The organism is Nocardioides sp. JCM 18999 (assembly GCF_055391175.1).
Map to the genome: position 1 here is coordinate 2,008,820 of NZ_AP043887.1, position 25,904 is coordinate 2,034,723.

Below are 25,904 nucleotides of genomic sequence, written 5' to 3' on the forward strand. Positions count from 1 at the left end.
GGCGAGGATCGACGGGTGACGCGCTACGCCCCGAACTGGTTCACCGTCCCGATGGGAACGGCGATCGTCGCCGTCGTGCTGGAGGGCCTGCCGGGCACGGTGCCCGGCCAGTCGGCCCTGGCCGTCGGCTTCTGGCTGCTCGGGGCGGTGCTGCTGCTCGGGGTGGCCGGGGCCGCCCTGCAGGGACGACGGAGCGACCCGCTGCTGTGGCACCGGCACCACACCGACCCGGTGCTCGGGCACTTCTCGGGGGCCGCGGCGATGGCGATCCTCGCCGTCGCCGCAGGCACGGGGCTGGTCGGTGAGCACCTGCTCGGCGCGACGGCGGCGCACACCCTCGCGATCGCCGGCTGGCTGGCCGGCACGGCGCTGGGCTGCTGGACCGCGGTCGCCGTCCCGGTGACGGCGATCCGCACCCACACCTACGCCCCGAGCGATCCGTCGGGCTGGTGGCTGCTGCCCGTCGTACCGCCGCTGGTGAGCGCGGCGACCGGGGCCGCGCTGGTGCCGTGGCTGCCGTCCGGCCAGGTGCGGCAGTCGCTGGTCGTGCTCTGCGCCGCCTGCATCGGGGTCTCGCTGATCGCGGGCATGCTCCTGCTCGGCCAGCTCTGGACCCGCCTGCTGCAGAGCGGGATGGGGCCGACGGCGGCGGTCCCGACGCTGTGGATCCCCCTGGGGTTCCTCGGCCAGTCCGTGACCGCGGTGCACCACCTGGCCGCCCAGATCCCGGCGGCCTTCCCCGCCGCCGGGCTCCCACCGGCCGGACTGCGGGCGCTCGAGCTGGCGTTCTGCCTCCCGGTCTGGGGTTTCGGCCTGCTCTGGTTGGCGATCTGCGTCAGCCTCACCCGCGCGGCGCGGCACGACGGCCTGCGATTCTCGCTGGCGTGGTGGGCCTTCACGTTCCCGTTGGCCACGATGGTGACCGCGACGGCGGCGCTGGCCGACCTGACCGGACTGGACGTGCTGATCGGGCTGGCCTGGGCGGGTGGCGGCACGCTGGTCGCGATCTGGGGTGTGGTCGCCACCGGAACGGCGAGGACGATCCTGCGCACGATTCCCGCCTCCGACCCTCGTGCGAGCCTTGTCGATGCTGCTTGACTAGGGCCATGGTCCATCTGATCGAGATCGACACCGCCGAGTGCTGGAGCCTGCTCGAGCGGTCCTCCGTCTGTCGGGTCGCCTGGAACCAGGCCGACGGACCGGTGGTGGTACCGCTCAACTACGTGCTGCACGAGGGTGAGCTCTGGCTGCGCACCTCGGCGCACTCGGCCGCGGCCCACGAGATCGACGACGACCCGGTGGCGGTCCTGGTCGACGACCTCGACGCCGCCAGCCACCACGGCTGGAGCGTCCAGGTCCGTGGATCGGCGCACCTGCGCTACCACGAGTCCGAGGTCCCGGCCGACGTCCAGGGACTGACCACCTGGGCCGACGGGCCGCGTCCGTTGTGGATCAAGGTGGTGGCCCAGGAGGTCAACGGCCGCCGTCTCGCCGACTGAGTCGAGCTAGGCGGGAGCCCAGCAGAGGCCGTAGTCCTGGCCGGCGGCCCACTGCTCGGCGGTGGGCCACTCGTAGCTCCACCGGTAGTCGAGGGCGTCGTCGGAGGCGTCCTGGCCCGCCTGCTGGCACTGGTCGGTGCCGGCGTCCTTGGCCTTCGCCTCGCCCGGGTACGTCGACCCGTCGATGTCGACGACCTCGATCGCCTTCCAGGTGTGCTTGGTCGAGCACGGCACGCGCTCGAAGCCGGCGCTGCCGGGGGCGGCGGTCCCGCACATCGCCAGGGTCGGGTCGTCCTTGCTCAGCCGCCCCTTCACGGACTGCTTGCGGGAGGCGAGCTTGCCCTCGCCGGCGACAACGACGACGTCGCAGCGCAACCAGTTCGCACCCTCGTCGGACTCGGCCACGGTCGGGGTGAACCAGACCGCGCGCAGCATCGACAGCCGCAGGTCGTCCTCGCTCCCGCCGACGTACGACGACAGCTTGGCCGGACACGTCCGCGCGCTCTGCGCCTGCACGCGCTCGGAGTCCACGGCGAGCAGGTGGCCGCCGACCTGGGTGGACAGCCCGGTCACGAGGAAGGTCTCGGAGGTGTGGGCGCCGTCGCAGGGTGCGGCGTCGGGGCGCGACGCAGCGGTCGGGGCGACGGCCTGGTCGTAGGTCAGCTGGTAGCAGGCGCCCTGCGCGGGCGCCGCGACCGGAGTCGCGGTCGGCGGAGCGGTCGGGGTCGACGTACCGTCGGAGTCGCTGCACCCGCTCAGCAGCGCGACGCCGAGGGCGACCCCCAGCACGGCGCGGACCGGGCGGCCCGGGGGCGCGCTCACGAGGTCGTCATCGCCCAGCACACCGAACGCCGGTTGCCCGCCTTCCACTCCAGCTCACCGAACCAGGTGTAGCCGTAGTTGTAGTCGGTCGGATAGCCGAGCCAGGCAGCGACGCTGCTGGAGCAGAACTGCTTGGTCTTCTCCACGACCGCCTCCTCCCCCGGCCAGTCGTCGCCGGGCTCGCCGACCTTGATCGTGGTCACCGCGCGCCAGGTGTGCGGCTGGTCGCAGCCGAGCTTCGTGCCGGAGTTGACGTCGTCGCCCTTGGCGCAGGCCATCCACCGGTCGTCGGCGCCCTTGGCGAGCAGGCCCGCGGTGGTGGTGGGCAGGTCCAGGTACTGCTGACCGTTGTCGCCGCCGGCGAGCAGGTCGCAGCGGTACCAGCGGGCGCCCTTGTCCCAGGCCTTCTCCGACGGGCGGAACCAGACCCAGGTGAAGAGCGAGCGCATCAGCACCGAGTCGCTGGCGCCGAGGTGCTCCTCCAGCGCGGCGTTGCAGGCGGCGTAGGCCCACGTGTCCAGGTCGGGGTCGGCGTAGTCGGCCTCGGAGAACGTCTTGGGCAGCGCACCCGCGGCGAAGGTCTCGGAGTTGTGCGGCTCGCTGCAGTCGACCAGGTCGGTCGCGTCCGAGGGCGACTCCATCTGGGCGCGGGTGAGGTTGCGGCACACCGACGTCTCGGGCGGCGCGGTGGCGTCGACCTGGGCAGGGTCGGACCCGGCCTCGGTGTCATCGCCGCAACCGGTCAGCACGGTCAGGGCCACAGCCAGGCCGAGGACGAGGGAAAGCAGGCGATGCACGGTGGACGAGCCTAGCCAGCCGGTGGTGAGGGTGCGGATCATGGACGCTCCGATCAGGAACGCGGCCGGAGCGCATCGACCCAGGCGATGCTGCCCTCGGCGGCAGGGTCGGGGGACGCGATCTGGCCGGACTCGAGCAGCTCCCAGCTCTTCGGGATCGCGATGTGGTCGATGTTGCTCTGCATGCCGTCAGCCATCTCGGCGGTCGGGGCCACCACGCCGAGCCGGTCGAGCGTGGCCAGGATCGCGTCCTGCACCCGCGGGCTGAAACCGATGATGTTGCCGCTCAGCGGCTGGTGCCAGCAGCCACCCCAGACCGGCGCCGCCTCGCCGAAGGCGCTCTCCAGCACGGCGAGCAGGCCCTCGACCTGGTCGGCGAGGTCATCACCCGGCCAGTGCGGGGTCGCCCGCATCAGCGGCCACGGCAGCTGGGAGGCGCAGAAGATCTGGCCGTCGATCCGGACCGCGGCGCTGGCCGGGTCAGGGTCGGGCAGCAGCTCGAGGCTGCGTCGCGCGAGGATCCCCGACCAGTGCACGCCGTCCGGCGAGGCCTCCGCGGTGAGGTGCTGCTCGTAGCCGGCCAGGATCACCCGGGGCCGGACGTCGGTGAGCAGCCAGACGTCGCACTCGGCGCTCGCCATCACCTGGGCGTGGTCGGACGACCATGCCCCGGCGAGGTTCCAGGTCCCGATGCGCATGGCAGGAGGCTAATGCGGGCGCGGGCTTGTGATTGCATTGGTGGCCATGCGGTTGCTGCTGGTCCACCACGCTCCGTCGGAGTCGCTCCGGGCGATCGCCGAGGCGGTCCGAGCCGGTGCGAACGACGACGCGATCGCCGGGGTCGAGGTGCTGGTGGTGGATCCGTTGACCGCCACCGCCGACGACCTGCTCGCCGCCGACGGCTACGTGCTGGGCACCGCGGCGCACTTCGGCTACATGAGCGGCGCGCTCAAGCACCTCTTCGACCGGACGTTCCTGGCGATCGGCGGCTCGCTGGAGTCGCTGGACCGCGACGCGGGGGTCTCGACCGCGGGCCGACCCTTCGGGTTGTGGGTCCACGGCCGGTACGACGTCACCGGAGCGGTCCGCTCGGTCACGTCGCTCACCTCGGCACTGGGCTGGCGTCAGGCGGCGCCGGTGCTCGAGGTGGTCGGTGACGTGAGCGAGCACGTGCTCGAGGCGGCGTACGAGCTGGGGGCGACGCTCGCCGCCACCCTCCTCTGAGGGCGAACCCTCAGAAGCCGAGCTTGCGGAGCTGGCGCGGGTCGCGCTGCCAGTCCTTGGCGATCTTGACGTGCAGGTCGAGGTAGATCGGGACACCGAGCAGGTCGGCGATCTGCAGGCGGGCCTTGCGGCCGACCTCCTTCAGCCGGCTGCCCTTGTGCCCGATGATGATCCCCTTCTGCGAGTCCCGCTCGAGGTAGAGGTTGGCGTGGATGTCCATCAGCGGCTTGTCCTCGTCGCGCCCCTCGCGCAGACCCATCTCCTCGACCACGACGGCGATCGAGTGCGGCAGCTCGTCGCGGACGCCCTCCAGGGCCGCCTCGCGGATCAGCTCGGCGACGAGGATCTCGTCGGGTGCGTCGGTCAGGTCGCCCTCGGGGTAGAGCGGCGGGCCCTCGGGCAGCAGGTCGAGCAGCAGGTCGCCCAGCAGCCCGATCTGGTCGCCGCCGACGCTGGAGACCGGGATGACCTCGGCCCACTCGATGCCGAGCTCGGCACCGACGGCCGTGATGTCCATCAGGTGCTCGGCGATCCGCTCCGGGCTGGCCAGGTCGGTCTTGGTCGCGATCGCGACCCGCTTGATCCGCTTCTTGAGCTTGCCGACGTTCTCGGCGATCCGGCGGTCACCGGGGCCGATCTTCTCGTTGGCGGGGAAGCAGATCGCGACCACGTCGACCTCGGTCCAGGTGGCCTCGACCAGGTCGTTGAGCCGCTCGCCCAGCAGGGTGCGGGGGCGGTGGATGCCGGGGGTGTCGACCAGGATCAGCTGGCCGTCGGGGCGGTGCACGATGCCCCGGACCACGGTGCGGGTGGTCTGCGGCTTGTCGGAGGTGATCACGACCTTGCTGCCGACCAGGGCGTTGGTCAGCGTCGACTTGCCGGCGTTGGGACGCCCGACGAAGGAGACGAAGCCGGAACGGAACGGCGGCAGCGGCGTCGGCTGCTCGGTGGGCTGCTCGGTGGACTCGGTCATTGCTGGGTCTGCTCCATCTGTTGCTGGGCGGCGTCGTAGGACTCCCAGATCTCGGCGTCGCTGAGTCCGCGCGCCTTGCCGTCTCGGTAGATCGGACCCGGGTCGATCGCGCGGGGCTGGCGGGCCGCGGTGGCTCGCCAGTACCCCATCACGTCGTAGGCGTGCGTGGGCAGCTTGCGCTCGCGCATCAGGTGCTTGCGGATGGCGCGCATCTGGGCGGACTCCCCCGCCATCCAGAAGTAGCCCTCCCCGTCGGGCCACTCGATGGTCTCGACGAGGGCGGCGAGGTGGTCGCCGTGCCCGGTCACCCAGGTGACGTCGCCGTCGGGGTAGGAGTCCAGGTAGCTGCCGAGCTCGTCGGGGACCTCGACCCAGACCCGTACCGGCAGCTCGGGGTAGGTGTCCCGGATCCGGGCGATCGCGGGCAGCGCCGTCAGGTCGCCGACGAGCAGCAGCCAGGCGGCGCCGTCGGGCAGCTCGAAGGATCCCTTCGGGTCGGTGATCGTGACGATCTCGCCGGTGACGTCACGCTGGGCCCACTCGGTGACCAGGCCGACCTCGTGCACCACGACGTCGAGGGTGAGGTGCTCACCCTCGAGCGCGCGGACGGTGTAGTACCGGGACTGGAACTGTCCGGGGACGATCAGTCCGACCCACTCGTCGGGGGCGCCGGTGGAGACGAACGCGTCCGGGTCGTCGAGGCGCAGCACGAGCCGCACCAGGTGGTCGGAGAGCTGCTCGCGACGCACCACGGTCGCACGATGATGCTGGGCCCTGACACTCATTGTCCCCAGTCTCGCAGGTGCGCCGCGCCGAGCGCCAAAGGTCAGACCCCGAAGTCGTGCCGCATCGGGTAGCTGGTCGCGCCGTCGACCGTCTTGGTGGCGAGCACGTGGTGCAGCTGGATCTCGTTGTTCTCGAACCCGACCCGGGAGCCGGCCATGTAGAGACCCCACACCTTCGCGGTCCCCAGGTCCGTCTCCGCCACGCAGGCGTCCCAGTTGTCGACCAGGTTCTTGTTCCAGCCTGCCAGCGTCAGTGCGTAGTGCCGGCGGAAGTTCTCGTGGTGCTGGACCTCGAACCCGGCGTTCTCGGCCGCCACCACGATGGTGCCCGAGCCGGCGAGCTCGCCGTCGGGGAACACGTAGCGGTCGATGAACGCGCCGGCGGTGTCCGAGCCCTGGTTGTCGTTCCGGGTGATGCAGTGGTTGAGCAGCCGGCCGTCGTCCTTGAGCTTGCTGTGCAGGAAGGAGAAGTACGACGGGTAGTTGCTGACCCCGATGTGCTCGGTGATCCCGATCGAGCTGATCGCGTCGAAGTCACCCTCGACCACGTCGCGGTAGTCGGAGAATCGCACCTCGGCGACGTCGTCGAGGCCCTCCTCCTTGATCGCCTGCTGGGCCCAGTGGGCCTGCTCGCGCGAGAGCGTGACACCGAGCGCCGTGACGCCGTAGTGCTTCGCGGCGTGCCGGACCATGCCGCCCCACCCGCAGCCGACGTCGAGCAGGCGCTGGCCGGGCTTGAGGTCGAGCTTGCGGCAGATCAGGTCGAACTTGTTCTCCTGCGCCTCCTCCAGGCTCGCCTCCGGCGTGGGGTAGACCGCGCAGGTGTAGGCCATCGACGGCCCGAGCACGTACTCGTAGAACGTGTTCGAGACGTCGTAGTGGTGGTGGATCGCGTCGGCGTCGCGGGCCTGGCTGTGCCGTCCCCAGCGCAGCGCTCCGGCCGAGGCCGTGCGCAGCTCCTCGAGCTTGTGCCGCCAGCCGGGGAGGTGCTCGTGCGGCGGCGGCTTGGGCGGGACGAAGTTGGTGATCCCGAGCTCGCGCACGATCCGGGCGATCTCGCTCACCCCGGGGCGGGCGAAGTCGGTGGAACCGACGATCAGCTTGAGCAGCGGATAGGGGTCGCCCGGGTGGGTGCCCTCCAGCTCCAGGTCGCCGCTGACGTAGGCCCGGGCCAGGCCGAGGTCGCCCGGGGCGGTGAGGATGTACGCGAGGCCGCGCTGGTTGAGGATCCGCAGCCCGTACGGCGACGCCTGATTGCCTGCGGACGAGCCGTCGTAGGCCGCGACCCTGATCGGCAGTCCCCCGGCGAAGAAACCGTTGATCGTGCCGGCAATGTTGGAACCCATCGTGTCTACCGCCTTCTCACAGTCTTGTCGTAGAGACTCGTCAATCGGTTGTCGGGATCGTGCACGGCCTTGACCGCCTCGAGGTTGGTCACGTTGTAGAGCCGGTCGAAGGTCTCCTCGTCGTAGAACGCCTCGGAGTAGAGGGACTTGTGGCCGCCCAGGGCGTTCACCTTCTCCTCGATCGCCCGGTTCTTCGGAGCGTTCGCCGCGTCCGCCCCGACGTGGACGGTGCCCCAGAAGCCGACGTTGACGTAGACCTCGCCCGGGGTGAGCGGGTAGGAGCGCCAGCGCTGCTTGGCGACGAGGGGGCAGAGCCACACGGGCCGCATCCCGATCTCGGCGTCGAACCAGTCGAGGAACTCCGGCAGGGCGCCGATCGGCACCTCGATGTCCTGGACGACCCGCTCCCGGCGCGGTCGACCGGCGCGGTCGTCGAGCTTGTCGGCGATCCCGAACCGACGGTCGAGGCCGAGCAGCTTCATGTAGACGTCGCTGCGGCGGTACCGGCGCGGCCAGAACCGGCGGATCCGCGGGTTCTGCGCGCCGAAGGCACCCGAGCACCAGAACCAGTCGGTGTCCCAGCGCCAGATGTAGTCGTGCATCGTGAGCAGGTCGGTCTCGCGCTCCTGGATGGAGCGGAAGTAGACCTGCTGCCCGGTGTAGTCCGAGACCACCTCGGCGGGTCGACTGAGACCGGTCTCGGCCGCATCCACGAACCGGGCCAGGGTGAGGTAGTACTCCCCCGGGGCGAAGGCGACGCCGTCGAGCCCGTCGACCCGCTGCGCACCGCTGCCGTCGTCGTGCTCACCGGACTCGGTGATCGCGGAGATCGTCTTGGCGAGCAGGTCGGCGTCGTCGAACCGGAGGTGGCGCAGCTCGACGTAGGCGGGCACCCGCTCGAGCTTGATCTTCAACCGGGTGGCGTAGCCCAGCGAGCCGTAGGAGTTCGGGAAGCTCTCGAACAGGTCCTCGCCGGGCGTGGTGGTGACGACGTCACCGGCGCCGGTGAAGATGTCCATCTCGAGCACCGACTCGTGCGGCAGACCGTTGCGGAAGCTGGTCGACTCGATCCCCAGTCCGGTGACCGCACCACCGAGCGTGATCGTGCGCAGCTGCGGGACGACGTACGGGATGAAGCCGTGCGCGAGGGTGGCCGCGACCAGGTCCTCGTAGGTGCACATGCCCTGCACGTCCGCCGTGCGGCGTTGCGCGTCGACCTCGATCACGCCGGTCAGGCCGCTGACGTCGAGGCCGGGCGCGGTGCTCTCGGCGCGGACGCGGAACAGGTTGGTGGTCCGCTTCGCCAGACGCACCGGCGATCCGGCAGGGATCGCCGCGTAGGACTCGGTCAGCCGCTCGACGGCGTGCGCGTGTTCCTCCCAGGAGCTCACGCGTTCAACCTACTACTGCGGCTTTACTCTGGCGTTTCGGTTTTTGTGCCGGTGTGTCGCCGAGTGATCCCGGACACAGGAGCGCTCTGCTTAGGGGTTGACCAGCACCGTGGCGCCGCCGAAGTCCTCGAGCGCCTGGCGGTCCGTCGCGTCGGCGTCGGCGGCGTCGGTGAGCAGCACGACCGTGTCGATCCCCCGCGAGCCCGAGGCGATCGCCATCGAGATGCACACCCCGATCGCGGAGACGGCCAGGCTCGGCAGGTCGACCGTGGCCGCGGCGTAGGTGCGGCCGTCGAGGTCGCGCACCGCGGCACCCTCGGCCGCCCGGGTCCGGGCGCGGGTGGCGCGGGCCAGGGTGACCAGCTTGCGGTCCTCAGCGGTCAGGTCGCTCATGGGGTCTCCTCCTCGGGAGTGTCGAGGTGCTCGATCAGCACCGTGACGATCTGGTTGCGTCGGCCGGCGGTCTCCTCGGCGGTGAGCCGCAGCCCTTCGACCTCGACCACCGAGCCGGGGATCGGGACGAGGCCGAGGTGCTTGGCCATCAGGCCGCGGACCGAGTCGACGTCGTCGTCGTCGATGTCGACCCCGACCACGTCGGGGAGGTCGGCGAGCTGGAACCGCGCCGGGACCCGGACCCCACCGTCGGGCAGGGTGACCGGTGAATCGTCGCTGGTGTCGTACTCGTCGGTGATCTCACCGACGATCTCCTCGAGGACGTCCTCGATCGTGATCAGGCCGGCGGTGCCGCCGTACTCGTCGACGACGATCGCGATGTGCTGGCGCAGTGCCTGCATCTCGCGCAGCAGGTCGTCGACCGGCTTGGACTCCGGCACCCACAGCGGGGCGCGCATCACGGTCTCGATCCGCTGGACGGTCTCGGCCTCGGGGGCTTCGAAGTCCCGCTGGACGACGTCCTTGAGGTAGGCGATCCCGACCACGTTGTCGAGGTTGTCGTCGACGACGGGGATCCGGGAGAAGCCGCTGCGCAGGAACAGCGACAGTGTCTGGCGCAGGTTCTTGTGCCGCTCGATGAAGATCACCTCGCCGCGCGGCACCATCACGGCGCGGGCGGTGGTGTCGCCGAGCTCGAAGACCGAGTGGATCATCCGGCGTTCGTCGCCCTCGATCAGGGCCGACGCCTCGGCGAGGTCGACGAACTCACGCAGCTCGGTCTCGGTGGTGAACGGGCCGTCGCGGAAGCCCTTGCCCGGGGTGAGCGCGTTGCCGAGCGCGATCAGCATCCGCGGGATCGGTCCGAGCACCGCGGTGATCGCGGCGAGCGGACCGGCGGCGATCAGGGCGACCCGCTCGTGGTGCTGGCGGCCGATGGTGCGCGGCCCGACCCCGATCGCGACGAAGGAGACCACCAGCATCACCGCGGCCGCCGACAGCACGGTCGGCCACCAGGCGCCGTCGTAGAGGTCGGCCAGGGTGAGGGTGACCAGGATCGTGGCGCCGACCTCGCACACCAGCCGGAGCAGGAGCGTGGAGTTGAGCACCGGCGCCGGGTCGACGGCGATCGTCCGGAGTCGGCGGGCGCCGGGACGCCCCTCCTCGAGGAGCTCCTCGGCACGGGCGGGAGAGAAGCCGCTCAGGGCGGCATCAGCGGCGGAGAAGGCTCCGGCCAGGACGACGAGCAGGGCCGCGACGACCGCGGCCCACAGATCAGGCATCAGGCGGGCGGCGGCGGGGTGGCCGCCGAACCGAATCCGGCCAGCAAACGGGCCTGGAGGGTGAACATCTCGGCCTTCTCCTCAGGCTCCGCGTGGTCGTAGCCCAGCAGGTGGAGGATGCCGTGGGTGGTGAGCAGCTCGATCTCGCCGACCAGGCCGTGCCCGGCGGCCTCGCCCTGCCGGTCGGCGACGCTCGGGGCGATGATCAGGTCGCCCAGCACGCCCTCCTCCGGCTCCTCGTCGAGCAGGCCGGGGCGCAGCTCGTCCATCGGGAACGCCAGGACGTCGGTCGGCCCCTCCTTGCCCATCCACTGCTCGTTCAGCGTGGCGATGGTGGGCTCGTCGACCAGCTTGATGCAGAGCTCGGCCTCGGGGTGGACGCGCATCGAGTCCATCACGAACCGGGCCAGCTGGGCCAGGTGGTCCTCGTCGATGACGCCGACGAAGGCGTCGGACTCGTTGAGGATCTCGATCGTCACTGGGAATCCTTCGGTGATCGGCGAGCTTCCAGCTCGGCGTCGTACTCGTCGTAGGCGGCCACGATCTTGCCGACCAGGTGGTGCCGGACGACGTCGTGGCTGGTGAGCCGGTTGAAGCTGATGTCCTTGACGTCGTCGAGGATGCCCTCGACCACCCGCAGGCCGGAGGCCTGACCGCGCGGCAGGTCGTTCTGCGAGATGTCACCGGTGACGACGATCTTGGAGCCGAAGCCGAGCCGGGTGAGGAACATCTTCATCTGCTCGGGCGTGGTGTTCTGCGCCTCGTCGAGCACGATGAACGCGTCGTTGAGCGTGCGCCCGCGCATGAAAGCCAGCGGGGCGATCTCGATGGTGCCGGCCGCCATCAGCTTCGGGATCAGGTCGGGGTCGAGCATGTCGTGCAGCGCGTCGTAGAGCGGGCGCATGTAGGGGTCGATCTTCTCCGTCAGCGTGCCGGGCAGGTAGCCCAGCCGCTCGCCGGACTCGACCGCCGGACGGGTGAGGACGATCCGGTTGATCTCCTTGGCCTGCAGCGCCTGCACGGCCTTGGCCATCGCCAGGTAGGTCTTGCCCGTCCCGGCCGGCCCGATGCCGAAGGTGATCGTGTGGGTGTCGATCGCGTCGACGTACCGCTTCTGGTTGAGCGTCTTGGGGCGGATGCTGCGGCCGCGGTTGCTCAGGATGTTGAGGCTGAGGACGTCGGCCGGCTTCTCCTCCGTGTCGGCGCGGAGCATGCCGATGATCCGGGTCACTGCGTCGGCGGTGAGGCCCTGGCCGGTGCGGATGAGGGTCACCATCTCCTCCAGCAGCCGCTCGATCATGGCGAGGTCGGAGGGCTCGCCGTGCAGGGTGATGCGATTGCCACGGACGTGGACGTCGGCGTCGAAGTTCGCCTCGATCACACCGAGGAACTCATCGGCCGGGCCGAGCACGCTCACCATGTCGACACTGTTCGGGACGACGACGGTGTGCTTGGCGGTCGGGGACGGGGTGTTGGACTGGGTCATCTGACCTCTCATGCTACGCGGCGACCACACCGCGACGCAGGTCAGTTACTTCACGCGAACGACGACCGCGACCTGCTGGGGCTCCATCGAGCCCTCGCCGTCGGACTCGTCGGCGACCGCCACGGTCAGCGTGTAGTCGCCGGCCGCGATGCCCTTCAGGTCGATCTCGCCGTTGTACGGGTAGAGCTTGTCCATCCAGCCCTCGGCGGTGAACGCACCCTCGGCCTTCACGACGCCGCTGGCGTCGGTCAGCGTCCACGGCACGTTGGCCTCGGGAGAGTTCGCGGTGCCGCTGACCTTGATCACGCCGGTGACCGTGGCGCCGTCGGTGGGCGCGGACAGGGTGATCAGGGCGTCGACCGCCGCGGCGCTGCTGCTGGTCGCGGCCGGCGACGGGGTCTCGGTGGGCGTCGGGGTCGGGGTCGGCGTCGGCGTGGGCGTCTCGCTCGCCGGAGCCGTGGTCACGTCGGCGGCCACGTTCGCGTCGTCGCCGCCACAGGCCGAGGTGCCGAGGACCAGGGCGGCGATGCTGAGGGCGGCGGCCGCGCGGAGTCGGTGGGCGGGCCGGAGCAAGCTGTTGCGCATGGGACCAGTGTGACACCATCACGGGCGTGGCCACCGACAACGCGTCGTTCCAGACCGACGAGACCTGCCTGTTCTGCAAGATCGTCGCCGGCGAGATCCCCTCAGAGCTGGTGTTCGAGAACGACGAGCTGATCGCGTTCCGTGACATCGCCCCCAAGGCACCGCTGCACGTGCTGGTCGTGCCGCGCGACCACCGCCCCAACGCCGCGGCCACCGCCGCCGGTGATCCGGCCCTGATCGGGCGGCTGGTCGCGGCCGCCGACGCGATCGCGGCCGAGAACGGCCACGAGGCCTACAACCTGCTGTTCAACACCGGCGCCGCGGCCGGGCAGACGATCTTCCACACCCACCTTCACCTGCTGGCCGGCGGGCTGCTGACCGAGCTTCCGGTCTGACGTCGTCCCTGCCATGCGACTGTCTCCCCGCCGGCTCAACCGGACCCTGCTGCAACGTCAGCACCTGCTCGCTCGCACGACCGGGTCGGCCATCGACGTCGTCGAGGAGCTGATCGGGCTCCAGGCGCAGGAGTCGTGGTCGCCGTACTTCGGCCTCGCGGCGCGTCTCGAGGAGTTCGATCCGCACGCGATCAGCGCCGACCTCGCCGAGCGCCGGCTGGTCCGGCTGCTGACGATGCGCGGCACCATCCACCTGCTGACGCCGGCCGACGCGGTGTCCTTGCGACCGTGGGTGCAGCCGGTGATGGAGGCCGAGCTGCGCAGCGCGCAGAACCTGCGCTCGGTGCGGAAGATCGATCGGGACCGCTTCGACACCGCCCTGCGCCAGGCCCTGGCGAAGGGGCCGCTCCCCCAGCCCGAGCTCGGCGCGGCCCTCACCTCGGCGTTCCCCGACGCCCAGGCGACCGCGCTCGGCGGCGTCGCACGGCTGGCCGCACCGCTGGCCCAGCTCCCCCCGCGCGGGGGCTGGAAGGCCTCGGGCGGCGTGGTCTACGACTACGTCGACCGCTGGACCGGGCTGCCAATGGGCACTCTTGACGTACCGGGCGTGGTGCGCCGCTATCTCGCGGCGTTCGGGCCGTCCTCGGCCGCCGACGTCACCACCTGGTCGGGCGTGACCAAGCTCGGCCCGGTCCTGGCCGGGATGGACGACCTGGTCCGCCACACCGACGAGGAGGGGCGCACGCTCTTCGACCTCCCCGACGCGACGCTGGCCGAGGAGGATGCTCCGGCGCCGATCCGACTGCTCGGCACCTACGACAACCTCTGGCTCTCGCACGCCGGCCGCGACCGGGTGACGAAGCTCGACAAGCGTCAGTTCTGGATGGGCGCCAACGGCGGCGTCGCCAACGTGCTGCTGCTCAACGGCTGGCTCGAGGGCCTGTGGCGGGTCGAGGACGGTCGGGTCCAGGTGCTCTCGATGTCGCGTCGGCTGACCAAGGCGGAGCAGAGCGAGCTGGACGCGGAGATCGCCCGCGTCGAGGCGATGCTGGCTCGCTGAGGTTCAGCCCCAGCGCTCGGTCTGAGCGAGCAGCGCGGCCAGGGCCGCGACGCCGGCGGTCGAGGTGCGCAGCACCTCCGTGCCGAGCCGCACCGCCTGTGCGCCGGCGGCGGTGAGGTCGGCGACCTCCTCGCTCGTGAGCCCGCCTTCGGGTCCGACGACCACGACGATCTCTCCCGTCACCGGGACGGTGAGGTCGCGGATCGAGCCGGTGGCCTCCTCGTGCAGGATCACCGCCAGGTCGGCTGCTGCGACCCGGGTCAGGACGTCGGCGGTCGAGGCCAGCGCGGTGACCTCGAGCAGCCAGGAGCGACGGGCCTGCTTGCCCGCCTCCCGCGCCGTGGAGCGCCACCGGGCGAGCGGCTTGATCCCGCGCTCGCCCTTCCAGGACACGATCGTGCGCGACGACGCCCACGGCACGATCCGGGCGACCCCGATCTCGGTGAGCATCTCGACCGCGAGCTCCCCGCGGTCGCCCTTGGGCAGGGCCTGGACGACGGTGAAGGCCGGGCTGGGCGCCGGTTCGGCGGCGACCTCCTCGACCGTCACTTCCATGGCGCGCTTGTGCACGGCCGAGATGGTGCCGGTCACGCGGGCACCGACCCCGTCGGTCAGCACGACCCGTTCGCCGGTCCCCAGGCGCCGTACGACGACGGCGTGGTGCCCCTCGTCGCCGTCCACCGTCACGACGTCGCCGACGGTGGTGCCCGTCAGCGACTCGACCAGGTGGACGACGAGGGACACGGTCAGGCTCCGGGTTCGCTCAGTGCTCGCCGAAGGCGTCGCGCAGGCGGCCGAAGAAGCCGTGCTTGGCGGCCTTGAGCGTCCCGGTCGGGTGCTCCTCACCACGGGCCTTGGACAGCTGCTCGAGCAGCGCGGTCTGCTCCGCGTCGAGGTGCGTGGGCGTCTCGACCTGGACGGTGACGATCAGGTCGCCACGGCCACGGCCGTGCAGCCCGGGAACGCCGAGACCCTTGAGCAGCTGCTCCGTGCCGGGCTGGGTGCCGGGACGGACCTCGAGGTCGAACGACGTCGGGGTCTCGGGGGTGAACTCGTCGGTGACCAGGTCGGCCTCGAGGGTGGGCAGCGTCAGCACCGTGCCCAGGGCCGCGGCCGTCATCGGGACGGTGACGTGGCAGCGCAGCACCGAGCCCTCGCGGGCGAAGACGGCGTGCCGCTCGACCCGGAGCTCGACGTACAGGTCGCCGGCGGGCCCGCCGCCGGGGCCGACCTCGCCCTGCCCGGTGAGCTGGAGCCGGGTGCCGTTGTCGACGCCGGCGGGGACCTTGATCGTGATCGTGCGGCGGGTGCGGACGCGGCCCTCACCGCTGCAGTCGCGGCAGGGATCGGGGATGATCGTGCCGAACCCGCGGCACGCTGCACACGGGCGCAGGGTGCGGATCTCGCCGAGGAAGCTGCGCTGGACGTGGGCGACCTCGCCCGCGCCACGGCAGCTCTCGCACGTGGTCGGGCTGGTGCCGGGGGCGGCACCGGAGCCCTCGCAGTTGTCGCAGACGACGGCGGTGTCGAGGGTCATCTCGCGGCTGGCGCCGAAGGCGGCCTCGGCCAGCGAGATCTCGAGCCCGATCAGAGCGTCCTGGCCGCGGCGGGTGCGCGGGCGCGGGCCCCGGCCCTGACCGCTGCCGCCGCCCTGGCCGCCGAAGAAGGCGTCCATGATGTCGGTGAAGGAGAACCCCTGGCCGGCGGCACCGAAGCCCCCGAAGCCACCCATGTCGCCACCGCGGTCGAACGCCGCCCGCTTCTGCGGGTCGCTCAGGATCTCGTAGGCGTGGGAGATCTCCTTGAACTTCTCCTGCGCCGCCTCGTCCGGGTTGACGTCGGGGTGGTACTTCCGCGCCAGGTTGCGGTAGGCCTTCTTGATCGTCGCGTCATCGGCGTCACGGTCGACGCCGAGGAGCTCATAGGGGTCCATCGGTGTGTGCAATCTCTTTCTGGATCAAGCTTCGTCGAGGATGCGGGTGACGTAGCGGGCGACGGCGCGGACCGCCGCCATGGTGCCGGGGTAGTCCATCCGGGTCGGGCCGACGACACCGAGCATGGCCAGCGCGTCGTCGGGCGGGCCGTAACCGGTGGCGACCACGGAGGTCGACGACAGCTGCTCGATCGGGCCCTCGGCGCCGATCCGCACGGTCAGGGCGCCGCTGGTGTTGGCCTCCCCCATCAGGGTGAGCAGGACGACGTGCTCCTCGATCGCCTCGAGCAGGGGACGTACGGCGGAGTCGAAGCTGTCGCCGTACCGGGCGAGGTTGGAGGCGCCGGCGATCGCGATCCGCTCGTCGGAGCGGTGGTCGCTCATCGCGTCGACGAGGACGTCGGCGAGCACCTGCGCGTGGGTGGCCTGGGCCGGCGGCAGGTCGTCGGGCAGGGCGCGCAGTCCCGCGACGGCGTCCCCGATCAGCGCGCCGCTGGCGGCGTTGTTGACCTGGGAGCGCAGCGCGGCGAGCTCGGTCTCGCCGACCTCGACACCGAGGTCGACCACCCGCTGCTCGACGCGTCCGGTGGAGAGGATGAGGACCGCGAGGACGCGGCTCGGGGACAGCGAGATCAGCTCGATGTGGCGCACCGTGGAGCGCGACAGCGTCGGGTACTGGACGACGGCGACCTGGTGGGTGAGCTGGGAGAGCAGCCGGACGGAGCGTCCGACGACGTCATCGAGGTCGACCGCCCCGCTCATGAAGTCGGTGATCGCGCGCTTCTCGGCCGGGCTGAGCGGCTTGACGCCGTCGAGCTGGTCGACGAACAGACGGTAGCCCTTGTCGGTCGGGACGCGGCCGGCGCTGGTGTGCGGCTGGGCGATGTAGCCCTCGTCCTCCAGCGCGGCCATGTCGTTGCGGACCGTGGCCGGGGAGACACCCAGGCCGTACCGCTCGACCAGGGCCTTTGACCCGACCGGCGTCTCGGTGGCGACGTAGTCCTGGACGATGGCCCGCAGCACCGCGAGTCTGCGCTCGTTCTGCAACCCACACCCCACGATCCGCTCGGCCCCGGTTGGCACTCACCTGTTCTGAGTGCCAAGCCTACCGTGGCGACCATCCCGCGCCGAGTTGTGAGTGTTCGGGTGTCGAGTTGGGGGTTCTGGGGCACCGAGTTGCGGGTTCTGGGGCGCCTCGGCGGTTCAACGGCTGTGACAGGAGTGACTGCTGGGAGGATGGGGGCATGGCTGACCGCTACGGCTCCGACGTGCTCAACACCGACTGGCGCGCGCCGCGCAACGGTCGGGCGGTGGAAACACCGGCCGAGATCGGGGCCGTCGTCGAGGAGGTCAGCACCGACTGGGTCGGCGAGATCGTCGCGGTCGACCGCGACCTGGGCACCCTCACCCTGGAGGACCGGCGCAACCGACGTCGGTCGTTCCCGCTCGGCCCGGGGTTCATGCTCGACGGCAAGCCGGTCATCCTGACGCCCCCGGTCCGCGCGGCGGCACCGGCGGGTCCGAAGCGAACGGCGTCGGGCTCGATCGCCGTCCCGAACGCCAAGGCCCGGGTGGCTCGTGCGAGCCGGATCTTCGTGGAGGGCCGGCACGACGCCGAGCTGGTGGAGAAGGTCTGGGGCGACGACCTCCGGATCGAGGGTGTCGTCGTGGAGTTCCTCGGCGGCGTCGACGACCTGGCCGACCACCTGCGTGACTTCAAGCCCGGCCCCGAGCGGAAGGTCGGCGTCCTGGTCGACCACCTCGTCCCCGGCTCGAAGGAGTCGCGGATCGCCCAGGGCATCCTGCGCTCCCCCGTCGGTCAGCACGTGCTGATCGTCGGGCACCCGTTCATCGACGTGTGGCAGGCGATCAAGCCCTCCCGGATCGGCCTCGAGGCCTGGCCGACCGTGCCGCGCTCGATCGAGTGGAAGAAGGGCATCTGCCAGCACCTCGGCTGGCCGCACCGCGATCAGGCCGACATCGCCCGGGCGTGGCAGCACCTGCTGAGCAAGGTCCGTTCGTACGACGACCTCGAGCCGGCGCTGCTCGGGCGGGTCGAAGAGCTGATCGACTTCGTCACGGTGGACTGAACCGCCTTTTTGCTGCCCCTCCCCGTTGGTCGAGTGCCGCCGAGCGAAGCGAGACGGCGTATCGAGACCTTCACGGTTCTGTCGGTGGCCTCGTCTACAGTCGTTCATAGGTGAAGCAGTAGTCCAGGACATGCCACCTCCACGATGAGGTGCTCCAGTCGTCCCGGTGATCGCTCACCAGTCGCGAGGGTCAGTAATTGCCACCATGTGGCCTCCAGGAGCGGCGACCACCACGGCCAACCGGCTGTGGTCTGCGTCGTCTGCCCGGAGGTGATCAAGGTGAGCGTGGTCCAGTCCTCGCACCCCAGCCTTCTTGCGGTCAGTCGCGCTCGTGAAGCCGTCGCCTTGGCTGGCCAGCGCGACCCGATCTTCCTCTCCCCTTCCGAGCACGCCACCCTGCTGCGCGAGCTGGTCGCCCTGAACTCCCAGGTCGCCGAGCTCCAGGCCCGGGTCACGGTGGCGGCCGCGCCGTCCGGCGTCGATGACGGCACCGGCACCCACGACGTGACCGCCTGGATCGCCGGCGCGCTTGGTCTGGGGCATGCCCAGGCCCGCAACGCGGCACGGCTCGCCGAACGACTCGACACGCGCGCCGCGGTCGCCGAGGCGATGCGTGCCGGGACGCTGACGGTTCCCCAAGCCGACGTCATCACCCGTTCCCTCGACGCTCTCCCCTCCGACCTCGATCCGTCACTGGTGGCCCAGGCCGAGTTTCACCTGGTCGCCCTGGCCGAGGACCACGGCCCGAAGGAGCTCCGCATCCTCGGACGCCGGATCCTCGACGTCGTCGCCCCCGACATCGCCGAAGCCCTCGAAGCCCGAGCGCTTCAGGACGAGGAACGCACAGCGCGGGAGAAGACCCGCCTCTCCCTCCGATTCCCGGGCGACGGCACATTCGCCCTCACCGCAGTGGGCCCCGAGCTCAGCGGGATCCGGCTCGCCAACTTCCTCAACGCCATCGCCAATCCCCGCCGTCACTGCGACGAGGACGAACACGGTGGGGACGTCGACGAGGTAGCCCGCAAGCTCCCCCACGCCCGCAAGCTCGGCCAGGCCTTCTGCGAGCTGCTGGAACGGATCGACCCCAAGGCGCTGCCCGATCACGGCAGCATGAGCACCGAGCTCATCATCACCATGAGCCTCGAGGACCTCCGCACCGACCTCGCCACCGCGACCGTGCTCGGCCCCGACGGCGCCACCCCGATCAGCGCCTCCGAGGCACGTCGCCTCGCCTGCAACGCCGGCATCATCCCCGCCGTCCTCGGCACCAAGGGCGAAGTCCTCGACCTCGGCCGCAGCGCGCGCCTCGCCACCAAGGCCCAGAAGAAGGCCCTCATGCTCGCCCACGCGACCTGCCAAGGCGAGCACTGCGACACCCCCGCCGCCTGGAGCGAGGTCCACCACCTCAAACCCTGGGCCGAAGGCGGCCCCACTGATCTCAAGTACCTCGTCCTGGTCTGCAAACGCGACCACGACCGCATGCACAACCCAGGGCTCAACCACGAGCTACTCCCGGACGGCACCATCCGATTCACGAGACGTTGCTAGCGGCCACGAATGAAACAGCACACGGGGCGCATACGACCCAATAGGTGCGGCACGGCGTATCCGCATCCCAGCATGACACCAGCGCCACTCCTGGGTGGCGCTCACGCCACACCACAGGACAAGCCGCGCTTATGGCCGCGAGAGGCGCATCGGAAGCCGGACCGAGAACCCGCTCATGGCTCCCTTCTGTGTCAACAGGCTGCTGGAAGGGCTGGTTTAGGGTCGGTGGTGACGGGTCCGGGAAGTGGCTTGTCCGAAGAGCCGGTGTTGGGCTGTGAGCCGGTCGCGCTGGAGACAGAGTCGTTGCCTAGGTGCCCTCCCGGGCCCGTCGCCGTGCTCTTGCTGAGGTCGTCGACCAAGACCCGGTACACGGCGTCGGACAGGCGGCGTTTGAGGCAGCGCATGGCTTCGTTCGAGCTCTTGCCCGCTGCCTTCTTCCGGTCGTAGTAGGCCCGGCCCTCGGTCGGGTTGCGCAGTTGGACGGTGGCCATGATGTGCAGGGTCCGGTTGATCTGACGGTTCCCACCACGAGAGAGCCGATGACGGACGTGGTCCCCGGAAGAAGCATCGATCGGCGCGGTCCCGGTCCACGACGCGAAGTGGTTGCGGTCGGGGAACCTGGTGATATCGCCGACCTCGACCAGCAGCCGGGCCGCGCCGGAGGGGCCGATGCCGTGCAGGTCCAACAGGCCGGTTCCGGTCGCGGCCACTAGGGCGTTGAGTTCCTTGTCCGCGGCCTTCTTCCGGGCGTAGATCTGCTCCAGATCCGCGACGAGCTCAGCGGCCAGCCGGCGGCGGGTCTTGCCGACCACATCGCGGGGTCGGACCTTGGTCAGGAGGGCCTTGGCTTGGGCGGCGGAGAGGGCCTTCTTCGCTCCGCCAGGCAGTAGTTCCGGCAGCAGGGCATGGAGTTGAGAGACCTTGCGGGTGTGTTCCTCGCCCCAAGGCTCGGCGTCGATCAGCCAGGAGCCGCAGGACCTCAAGCTGGGCATCGGCGACGACGGGCCGTAGGCCGCTCATTCTGGTGCCGACCAACGCGATCGAGTGGGCGTCGGTGGCGTCGGTCTTGCGTCCTTGCCCGGTCGCGAAGACCCGGGCCCTGGCTGAGAGCTTCGGGGGCACGTCGACCACGTCTTCGCCTTGGGCCAGGAGCCGCATCGCTACGTGGCGGCCGATGCCGTTGCAGCCCTCGATGGCCCAGACCCGGTCGGGCCACCGTTTGGCGTAGTTGGTCATCGTGGTGAATCCCGGGGTGTCGGTGGTGAACCGGCTACCGCCGAGGATCTGCTCATCAGCGGCCATGACTTCAATCGTGACTGAGCGTTTGTGGGGGTCCATTCCGATCACGACCCGTGGTGTGGATGCCATCGCATGCTCCTCAACTCCGTTCCGATTGGACGGGTCGTGAGGGCACCGCTGCTACGAGCAGAGCAATCCCTTCTTGAGCCACTCAGACCCAGCAGCGTCCGGGACCGCGCAGGCCATGAGAGAGCCACACCCACGGGTGGGCAGCCGATGTGAGAGCGACAGTCCCGGACACCTCGACCGAGACTCGTCAGAACCCGGCCGTAGCGTCAATGGAACTAGCAGCCGATGAGCGGTGCTCGGCTACGTGCCTGCGTAGCGAAGCCACGACGGCAGGTCACCACCGAGTGCGGCTGATTCGAGATCGTGCAGCATCTCAATCAAACCGTCGTCGGTGAGGTTCTCCGTTCCTCCGACGAACGCGCCAGCATCCGGGCTGGATGGGCGGAAGGCAGCGACGTCGATGTACGGACCGTAGAACAGCAGAACGTCTGCTTCGAGTTGCTCAGAGCGGATCTTCAGGACCCAACGTGGGTCCATTCCGGGAGCCTCAAGCGGTCCTTCAAGTTCAGCAGGCACGGCCCTGGCGTCGTCCACCCATGACTGAAGGACCGCGCCCAGGTCCGCGTCCCGGTGCCGTCGGGTATCGAATGACTCGTCGTCCAATTCCGGCATAGTTGAAGGCTAGGGCCGAATCGTTCGCTCATGCGCGTTGACGGCGACTGCGCCCGCCCGCTCCTGCCGCGTTGAGGGCGGCTACGCTCGCAGGCCGACCGGCCAGGCTGACCCCCGGCGTGCTGCGACGCCGCCGACGAAATCGGAGAGACCGTAAAGAGCCGCGACGACCCGGGCCAGGGCAACGGTCACGACGTCGACACGGCGGCCACGACCCACACGACGGCGGCAAGGACGGCGAAGGAGAGCTCGATCAGGATGCCGAGCCCGACAGCCTTGAGTGCCGCTACGGTGGCCGGTCCGGCCTCACGCAAGGAGAGCCGGTACCACTCGGCGAGGTAGACCCCTGCTACGAAGCCGATCAGCAGCCCGACGACCGGGATCACGAAGAACCCAACCACGCCGAGCACGGCGCCCGCGAACAGCGATCGGTTCGGTACGCCGTCGCGCTGCAGTCGTCGACCCGGGATCAGGTACTTGACCACTGCGCCGGCCGCGATCAGCAGCGTCGTACCGACCAGGACCGCCCAGCCGGTGGTGTCGCCCTCGGTCAGCGCCCAGACTCCGATCGCGCCTAGGACCAACAGGCTGCCCGGCAGCAGTGGCACCAGGATGCCGACCAGGCCGACGGCGATCGCGAGGGCGAGCAGGATCTCGAGTCCGGACATGGTGGGAGTCTCTCAGCGGCGACGAAGATGCCCGGCCGGGTCGGGGCATCCTCAAGGCTGTGTCGAGAGCGTCTTGATTGCCCGGATCGGCTGCGATGCGGGCGAAGCCCGACTCTGCCGCTGAGCGCGCCAGTTCGCCCCGAACCGGACGCACCCTCGGCGAGTTGAGTTCGTGCTACTCGACCCAGGTCCGTAGGTCATCCCTTTGGCGAACCATCGCTGGGTTCTCCCCGAACAGGTCGGGGCTCATCAGCTGATCCAGTGCCTCAAGCGTGGCCCGCTTGCCTTCGGGGTCGATGTGGCCGGTGAGGCGAAGCAGAGTGAACCCAGCCGCCTGGACAGCCATGGCATCGTCAAAGGACTTGCTTCTCAAGTACTCGCGCGGATTGCCTTCGAGCACATCGGCAACGGTGGAGTCGGGGCCGAGTTCGTCGCGACGTTCGTCCCAGATCGCCAACATGTCAGCGCCTTCGTCCGACCCGAACGGGGTGGTCTCGTCCGAGACGTCCTCGTAGAGGGGATCGGTGAAGTGCGCAGCAAACGCAGGCGCCGCGGCCGCGATGGCCCAGTCTTCACTGCCAGCTCCGCTCGTCTCCATTGACTGGTCGCTGGTGCCGTTGGAGCCGCTTCCACATGCCGACGCGGCCATCACCACGCCCGTCAAGATCACCAACGCATGCCACTTCACCGGAGGACCGTAGCGTGCCCAAACATCCGGATCGGCTACCGGGGCGCGCCGGTCGTGTCGCTACCTAGGGCGTCGGCATCGGGTCGTCGGACCGGGACCAGGCGATCGCGATCAAGCGGCGCAGAATGTCGACGTCGATGTCGCTGAGCTTCTTGACGTAGACGCATCCTGCGCCTTCGGTGTAGGTCCCCAACGACGGCAACAACGCGGCGCCTTCAGGCAGGTCCTTGAGGCCGTAGAGCGACAACTGCGCTTTGCGCGGGGAGAACCCGGTCTTGGGCCACTCGCCGCGCCTGCGCGGATCCGAGGGCGACACGTAGCGATAGCTGCCGTAACCGACGATCGACGGACCCCACAGGATCGGCTCAGCACCCGTGACCTCGTGGAAGATCTCGGCGAGACGGAGGCCGTCCTCCTGCCGTCGAGCGGGGGTCGCGGCATGCAGGAAGTCCTCGACGCTCGCGTCCGTCGGCCCCGTCTTCGGCTCACCCATCGTCTCAGTGTCGCACTCGGCCGATTGTCAGCCCTCGGACATTTCGACCACGAGCTTGCCTCGGCTTTCGCCGGCAGCGAGTCGGGCGAAGGCAGCGGGAGCATCCTGGAGCGGGTACACGCGGTCGATCCGCGGCGTCACCGCCCCCTGGGTCACGAGAGCGGTCACCGTCTCGAGCTCGGCTCGCGACTGGGGGACGACGAGTACGCCGACCCTCTTGCCGGTGGCTCGTCCGACCAGCGGGCCGGCGACTGCCGTGCCGAGCAGGATCCTGGCCAGGCCGCCCACCATCGCGTACCTCCCGCCCCGCCGCAGGGCGCGGTGCACACGGAACGGCGAGCGGGTCGCCACGAGATCCACGATCAGGTCGAACCTCTCGCGCTCGTCGGCCCAGTCCTGCGTGGCGAAGTCAATCGTGTGGTCGGCTCCGATCTCGCGCAGGAAGTCGACCTTGTCGGCCGTGTCGACCGCCGTCACCTCGGCCCCAGTGTGCTTGGCCAGCGCGACGACGAACACTCCGCCGGCACCGCCCGCGCCGTTGACGAGGACCCGGTCTCCCGGTCGGACGTCGGCCGTCGCTCTGCGCGCGATGCCGCCCGCCTGCGGGATCGTCGAAGCATCCACGAACGACTGCCCGGCCGGCTTCCGGGCCAACAGCGTGGGTCGCGTGCAGACATAGTCGGCCAGCCCACCGCGGTATCCGGCCAGCTCGCCGAACAGCTCGTCGCCGACGGCGTACTCCGTGACCGCACGGCCGACCGCGGCAACGACGCCTGCAACGTCGGATCCCGGCACCGGGTGCCTCGGTCGCCGCAGGCCGTTGGTCCACCGCGCGTACGCCGGATCTCCCGCCAGGTTCTCGCGGTCCGAGCCGTTCAAGGAGACCGCGCGCACGCGCAGCAGCACCTCGTCATCGGCGGGGACGGGCTCCGGGAGCTTCCCCAGCCGAAGGACGTCAGGAGGTCCATACCTGTCCTGGATGACGGCTTGCATCGGGACCCCTATTAGTCCCTCAGCGCTCGTCCTCGGGCACCAGCACCCACAGCGCGATGTAGACCACGAACTGGGGGCCGGGCAGGAGGCAGCTGGCCAGGAAGACGAACCGCACCAGCCAGGGGCTGACGCCGAAACGTCGCGCGATGCCGGCGCAGACGCCCGCGAAGATCCGTCCCTGGTGCGGACGGGTCAGGGTGCGGCGTGCGGGCGAGGTCTCCATCCACCCGAGCCTAGGCGCTCAGCCCAGCAGATCCCGCACCACCGCGTCGGCGAGGAGTCGTCCGCGGGTGGTCAGCTTCAGCCGGTCGCCGTCGCGCACGGCCAACCCGTCCCGCACCGGTACGTCGACCAGGGCCGCGTCCGTGAGCACATCGAGCGGCAGGCCGTCGGCCAAGCGGAGCTCCAGCAGGATCCGTTCGACGTGGCGGTCGTCGTCGCTCAGCACCTCACGCGCCTGCGCGGTCGAGTGCCCCGCGGCGACCCGGTCGGCCCAGGCGACGGGGTGCTTGACGTTCCACCAGCGGGTGCCGCCGACGTGCGAGTGCGCGCCGGGTCCGATGCCCCACCAGTCGTCGCCGCGCCAGTAGAGCATGTTGTGCTCGCACCGGGTGGCGGCGTCACGGGACCAGTTGGAAACCTCGTACCACCCGAGACCTGCGGCGGTGAACGCCTCGTCGGCGAGCAGGTACTTGTCGGCCAGGTCGTCCTCGACCGGCATCGGGATCTCTCCGCGTCGGACACGACGGGCCAGCGCCGTACCGTCCTCGACGATCAGGGAGTAGGCCGAGATGTGGTCGGGCTCGCACGCCAGGGCGGCCTCGATCGAGGTCTGCCAGTCGGGGACCGACTCCCCCGGCGTGCCGTAGATCAGGTCGAGGCTGACCTGCTCGATCCCGGCCGCCCGCGCGGCCGCGACCGCGCGCGGGACGTTGGCGGTGTCGTGGGTGCGGTCCAGGATCCGCAGCACCGACGGGACCGCGCTCTGCATGCCGAAGCTGATCCGGTTCACGCCTCCGGCGGCGAGCACCGCGAGGCTCTCCGGGGTGACGGAGTCCGGGTTGGCCTCGGTCGTGACCTCCGCGCCGGCCACCAGGCCGAACTCGGAGCGGACCGCGTCGATCATCGCGACCAGGTCGGCCGAGTCGAGCAGGGTCGGCGTCCCGCCGCCGAAGAAGATCGTCTCCACCGGCAGGTCGCGGTCGCCGAGCACCTGCCGGGCGAACCGGATCTCCTGGATCGCGGCCTCGGCATAGCTGGCGCGCGAGGCCCCCGGGTGACCACCGACGGGGCCGAGCTCGCTGGCGGTGTAGGTGTTGAAGTCGCAGTACCCGCAGCGGGCCGCGCAGAACGGCACGTGGAGGTAGAAGCCGAACGGGCGGGTGCCGAGCTGGGCGAGGGAGGCCGCCGGGAGTGCCCCGTCGAGCGGGGCGGGATCGCCGTCAGGCAGGGCGGATGGCACCGAACGATCCTAG

The 25,904-nt window shown here is 70.3% G+C and carries 30 protein-coding genes and 1 pseudogene; 7 read left to right on the top strand and 24 right to left on the bottom strand.

Annotation, left to right across the window (positions count from 1 at the left end; genetic code table 11):
• Positions 1 to 15 precede the first annotated feature (15 nt).
• Positions 16 to 1,098, top strand: coding sequence for an SLAC1 family transporter (locus tag ACZ5J1_RS09725; protein WP_464558184.1), 1,083 nt, complete (start codon positions 16 to 18; stop codon positions 1,096 to 1,098).
• An 8-nt stretch (positions 1,099 to 1,106) separates the two neighbouring features.
• A complete protein-coding gene (locus ACZ5J1_RS09730) occupies positions 1,107 to 1,499 on the top strand; it encodes a pyridoxamine 5'-phosphate oxidase family protein (protein ID WP_464558186.1) in 393 nt (130 codons plus the stop codon).
• 6 nt (positions 1,500 to 1,505) lie between these two features.
• Here ACZ5J1_RS09730 and ACZ5J1_RS09735 read toward each other — a convergent pair whose 3' ends face one another.
• From ACZ5J1_RS09735 to ACZ5J1_RS09745, 3 genes are read right to left on the bottom strand one after another with little or no spacing between them, the layout of a single operon-like run.
• Entirely contained in the window at positions 1,506 to 2,321 is an 816-nt protein-coding gene (locus ACZ5J1_RS09735) for a septum formation family protein (protein ID WP_464558188.1), read from the bottom strand.
• Entirely contained in the window at positions 2,318 to 3,118 is an 801-nt protein-coding gene (locus ACZ5J1_RS09740; protein WP_464558190.1) for a septum formation family protein, read from the bottom strand. The genes ACZ5J1_RS09735 and ACZ5J1_RS09740 overlap by 4 nt, the downstream gene beginning before the upstream one ends.
• 53 nt (positions 3,119 to 3,171) lie before the next feature.
• On the bottom strand, positions 3,172 to 3,816 hold the full coding sequence (locus ACZ5J1_RS09745) for a hypothetical protein (protein WP_464558192.1): 645 nt from the start codon (positions 3,814 to 3,816) through the stop codon (positions 3,172 to 3,174).
• Between the two features lie 46 nt (positions 3,817 to 3,862).
• On the opposite strand from ACZ5J1_RS09745, the gene ACZ5J1_RS09750 reads away from it, so the two are divergent.
• Positions 3,863 to 4,342, top strand: a complete 480-nt coding sequence (locus ACZ5J1_RS09750; RefSeq protein WP_464558194.1) for a flavodoxin family protein — start codon at positions 3,863 to 3,865, stop codon at positions 4,340 to 4,342.
• 10 nt (positions 4,343 to 4,352) lie between these two features.
• On the opposite strand, the gene era is transcribed toward ACZ5J1_RS09750, so the two are convergent.
• The 9 genes from era to ACZ5J1_RS09795 all read right to left on the bottom strand — a co-directional run bounded on the left by era (position 4,353) and on the right by ACZ5J1_RS09795 (position 12,581).
• Complete coding sequence (era, locus tag ACZ5J1_RS09755) at positions 4,353 to 5,315, bottom strand: GTPase Era (protein WP_464558196.1); 963 nt, start codon at positions 5,313 to 5,315, stop codon at positions 4,353 to 4,355.
• Positions 5,312 to 6,100 (bottom strand): siderophore-interacting protein, encoded by a 789-nt coding sequence (locus ACZ5J1_RS09760; RefSeq protein WP_464558198.1) that lies wholly within the window; start codon positions 6,098 to 6,100, stop codon positions 5,312 to 5,314. The genes era and ACZ5J1_RS09760 overlap by 4 nt, the downstream gene beginning before the upstream one ends.
• A 41-nt stretch (positions 6,101 to 6,141) precedes the next feature.
• On the bottom strand, positions 6,142 to 7,446 hold the full coding sequence (locus ACZ5J1_RS09765) for a class I SAM-dependent methyltransferase (RefSeq protein WP_464558200.1): 1,305 nt from the start codon (positions 7,444 to 7,446) through the stop codon (positions 6,142 to 6,144).
• Positions 7,447 to 7,451: 5 nt separating this feature from the next.
• Positions 7,452 to 8,837 carry an FAD-binding oxidoreductase gene (locus ACZ5J1_RS09770; protein WP_464558202.1) on the bottom strand — a complete coding sequence of 462 codons (1,386 nt, stop codon included), beginning with the start codon at positions 8,835 to 8,837 and terminating at the stop codon, positions 7,452 to 7,454.
• 90 nt (positions 8,838 to 8,927) lie between these two features.
• Positions 8,928 to 9,230: a cytidine deaminase gene (locus tag ACZ5J1_RS09775; RefSeq protein ID WP_464558204.1), complete on the bottom strand. Its 303-nt coding sequence runs from the start codon at positions 9,228 to 9,230 to the stop codon at positions 8,928 to 8,930.
• The gene (locus ACZ5J1_RS09780) at positions 9,227 to 10,510 is read right to left on the bottom strand and encodes a hemolysin family protein (protein WP_464558206.1); all 1,284 of its coding nucleotides are present in this window, start codon (positions 10,508 to 10,510) and stop codon (positions 9,227 to 9,229) included. The genes ACZ5J1_RS09775 and ACZ5J1_RS09780 overlap by 4 nt, the downstream gene beginning before the upstream one ends.
• Positions 10,510 to 10,989, bottom strand: coding sequence for an rRNA maturation RNase YbeY (ybeY, locus tag ACZ5J1_RS09785; protein WP_464558208.1), 480 nt, complete (start codon positions 10,987 to 10,989; stop codon positions 10,510 to 10,512). The genes ACZ5J1_RS09780 and ybeY overlap by 1 nt, the downstream gene beginning before the upstream one ends.
• Entirely contained in the window at positions 10,986 to 11,996 is a 1,011-nt protein-coding gene (locus ACZ5J1_RS09790) for a PhoH family protein (RefSeq protein WP_464558210.1), read from the bottom strand. Before ACZ5J1_RS09790 ends, ybeY begins: the two co-directional genes overlap by 4 nt.
• A gap of 45 nt (positions 11,997 to 12,041) precedes the next feature.
• Positions 12,042 to 12,581 (bottom strand): Gmad2 immunoglobulin-like domain-containing protein, encoded by a 540-nt coding sequence (locus tag ACZ5J1_RS09795; RefSeq protein ID WP_464558212.1) that lies wholly within the window; start codon positions 12,579 to 12,581, stop codon positions 12,042 to 12,044.
• 26 nt (positions 12,582 to 12,607) lie between these two features.
• On the opposite strand from ACZ5J1_RS09795, the gene ACZ5J1_RS09800 reads away from it, so the two are divergent.
• Both ACZ5J1_RS09800 and ACZ5J1_RS09805 read left to right on the top strand, forming a co-directional pair.
• Positions 12,608 to 12,976: an HIT domain-containing protein gene (locus ACZ5J1_RS09800; protein WP_464558214.1), complete on the top strand. Its 369-nt coding sequence runs from the start codon at positions 12,608 to 12,610 to the stop codon at positions 12,974 to 12,976.
• A 13-nt stretch (positions 12,977 to 12,989) separates the two neighbouring features.
• Positions 12,990 to 14,036 carry a winged helix DNA-binding domain-containing protein gene (locus ACZ5J1_RS09805; protein ID WP_464558216.1) on the top strand — a complete coding sequence of 349 codons (1,047 nt, stop codon included), beginning with the start codon at positions 12,990 to 12,992 and terminating at the stop codon, positions 14,034 to 14,036.
• Positions 14,037 to 14,039: 3 nt separating this feature from the next.
• Here ACZ5J1_RS09805 and ACZ5J1_RS09810 read toward each other — a convergent pair whose 3' ends face one another.
• The 3 genes from ACZ5J1_RS09810 to hrcA are packed head-to-tail and all read right to left on the bottom strand — an operon-like array spanning position 14,040 to position 17,016.
• Entirely contained in the window at positions 14,040 to 14,780 is a 741-nt protein-coding gene (locus tag ACZ5J1_RS09810) for a 16S rRNA (uracil(1498)-N(3))-methyltransferase (protein ID WP_464558218.1), read from the bottom strand.
• Between the two features lie 19 nt (positions 14,781 to 14,799).
• Positions 14,800 to 15,969 carry a molecular chaperone DnaJ gene (gene dnaJ, locus ACZ5J1_RS09815; RefSeq protein ID WP_464558220.1) on the bottom strand — a complete coding sequence of 390 codons (1,170 nt, stop codon included), beginning with the start codon at positions 15,967 to 15,969 and terminating at the stop codon, positions 14,800 to 14,802.
• A 24-nt stretch (positions 15,970 to 15,993) separates the two neighbouring features.
• Entirely contained in the window at positions 15,994 to 17,016 is a 1,023-nt protein-coding gene (gene hrcA, locus ACZ5J1_RS09820; protein WP_464564762.1) for a heat-inducible transcriptional repressor HrcA, read from the bottom strand.
• A gap of 197 nt (positions 17,017 to 17,213) precedes the next feature.
• On the opposite strand from hrcA, the gene ACZ5J1_RS09825 reads away from it, so the two are divergent.
• Positions 17,214 to 18,059, top strand: a complete 846-nt coding sequence (locus ACZ5J1_RS09825; protein ID WP_464558222.1) for a DUF3097 domain-containing protein — start codon at positions 17,214 to 17,216, stop codon at positions 18,057 to 18,059.
• Between the two features lie 279 nt (positions 18,060 to 18,338).
• Positions 18,339 to 19,607: an HNH endonuclease signature motif containing protein gene (locus ACZ5J1_RS09830; protein ID WP_464558224.1), complete on the top strand. Its 1,269-nt coding sequence runs from the start codon at positions 18,339 to 18,341 to the stop codon at positions 19,605 to 19,607.
• A 191-nt stretch (positions 19,608 to 19,798) separates the two neighbouring features.
• Here ACZ5J1_RS09830 and ACZ5J1_RS09835 read toward each other — a convergent pair whose 3' ends face one another.
• The 9 genes and pseudogenes from ACZ5J1_RS09835 to hemW all read right to left on the bottom strand — a co-directional run bounded on the left by ACZ5J1_RS09835 (position 19,799) and on the right by hemW (position 25,891).
• Positions 19,799 to 20,599, bottom strand: a complete 801-nt coding sequence (locus ACZ5J1_RS09835) for a transposase (RefSeq protein WP_464558226.1) — start codon at positions 20,597 to 20,599, stop codon at positions 19,799 to 19,801.
• A gap of 10 nt (positions 20,600 to 20,609) precedes the next feature.
• Positions 20,610 to 20,975: pseudogene (locus ACZ5J1_RS09840) on the bottom strand (IS110 family transposase); the annotation flags it as partial.
• Positions 20,976 to 21,215: 240 nt separating this feature from the next.
• Complete coding sequence (locus ACZ5J1_RS09845; RefSeq protein WP_464558228.1) at positions 21,216 to 21,587, bottom strand: hypothetical protein; 372 nt, start codon at positions 21,585 to 21,587, stop codon at positions 21,216 to 21,218.
• 188 nt (positions 21,588 to 21,775) lie between these two features.
• Positions 21,776 to 22,255 (bottom strand): DUF456 domain-containing protein, encoded by a 480-nt coding sequence (locus ACZ5J1_RS09850; protein WP_464558230.1) that lies wholly within the window; start codon positions 22,253 to 22,255, stop codon positions 21,776 to 21,778.
• Positions 22,256 to 22,430: 175 nt separating this feature from the next.
• On the bottom strand, positions 22,431 to 22,943 hold the full coding sequence (locus tag ACZ5J1_RS09855; RefSeq protein WP_464558232.1) for a hypothetical protein: 513 nt from the start codon (positions 22,941 to 22,943) through the stop codon (positions 22,431 to 22,433).
• Between the two features lie 64 nt (positions 22,944 to 23,007).
• Positions 23,008 to 23,436, bottom strand: a complete 429-nt coding sequence (locus ACZ5J1_RS09860; RefSeq protein ID WP_464558234.1) for a DUF1801 domain-containing protein — start codon at positions 23,434 to 23,436, stop codon at positions 23,008 to 23,010.
• Between the two features lie 27 nt (positions 23,437 to 23,463).
• Positions 23,464 to 24,429, bottom strand: a complete 966-nt coding sequence (locus ACZ5J1_RS09865; RefSeq protein ID WP_464558236.1) for an NAD(P)-dependent alcohol dehydrogenase — start codon at positions 24,427 to 24,429, stop codon at positions 23,464 to 23,466.
• 19 nt (positions 24,430 to 24,448) lie between these two features.
• A complete protein-coding gene (locus ACZ5J1_RS09870; RefSeq protein ID WP_464558238.1) occupies positions 24,449 to 24,652 on the bottom strand; it encodes a PspC domain-containing protein in 204 nt (67 codons plus the stop codon).
• Between the two features lie 18 nt (positions 24,653 to 24,670).
• The gene (gene hemW / locus ACZ5J1_RS09875; RefSeq protein ID WP_464558240.1) at positions 24,671 to 25,891 is read right to left on the bottom strand and encodes a radical SAM family heme chaperone HemW; all 1,221 of its coding nucleotides are present in this window, start codon (positions 25,889 to 25,891) and stop codon (positions 24,671 to 24,673) included.
• Between the last annotated feature and the right edge of the window lie 13 nt (positions 25,892 to 25,904).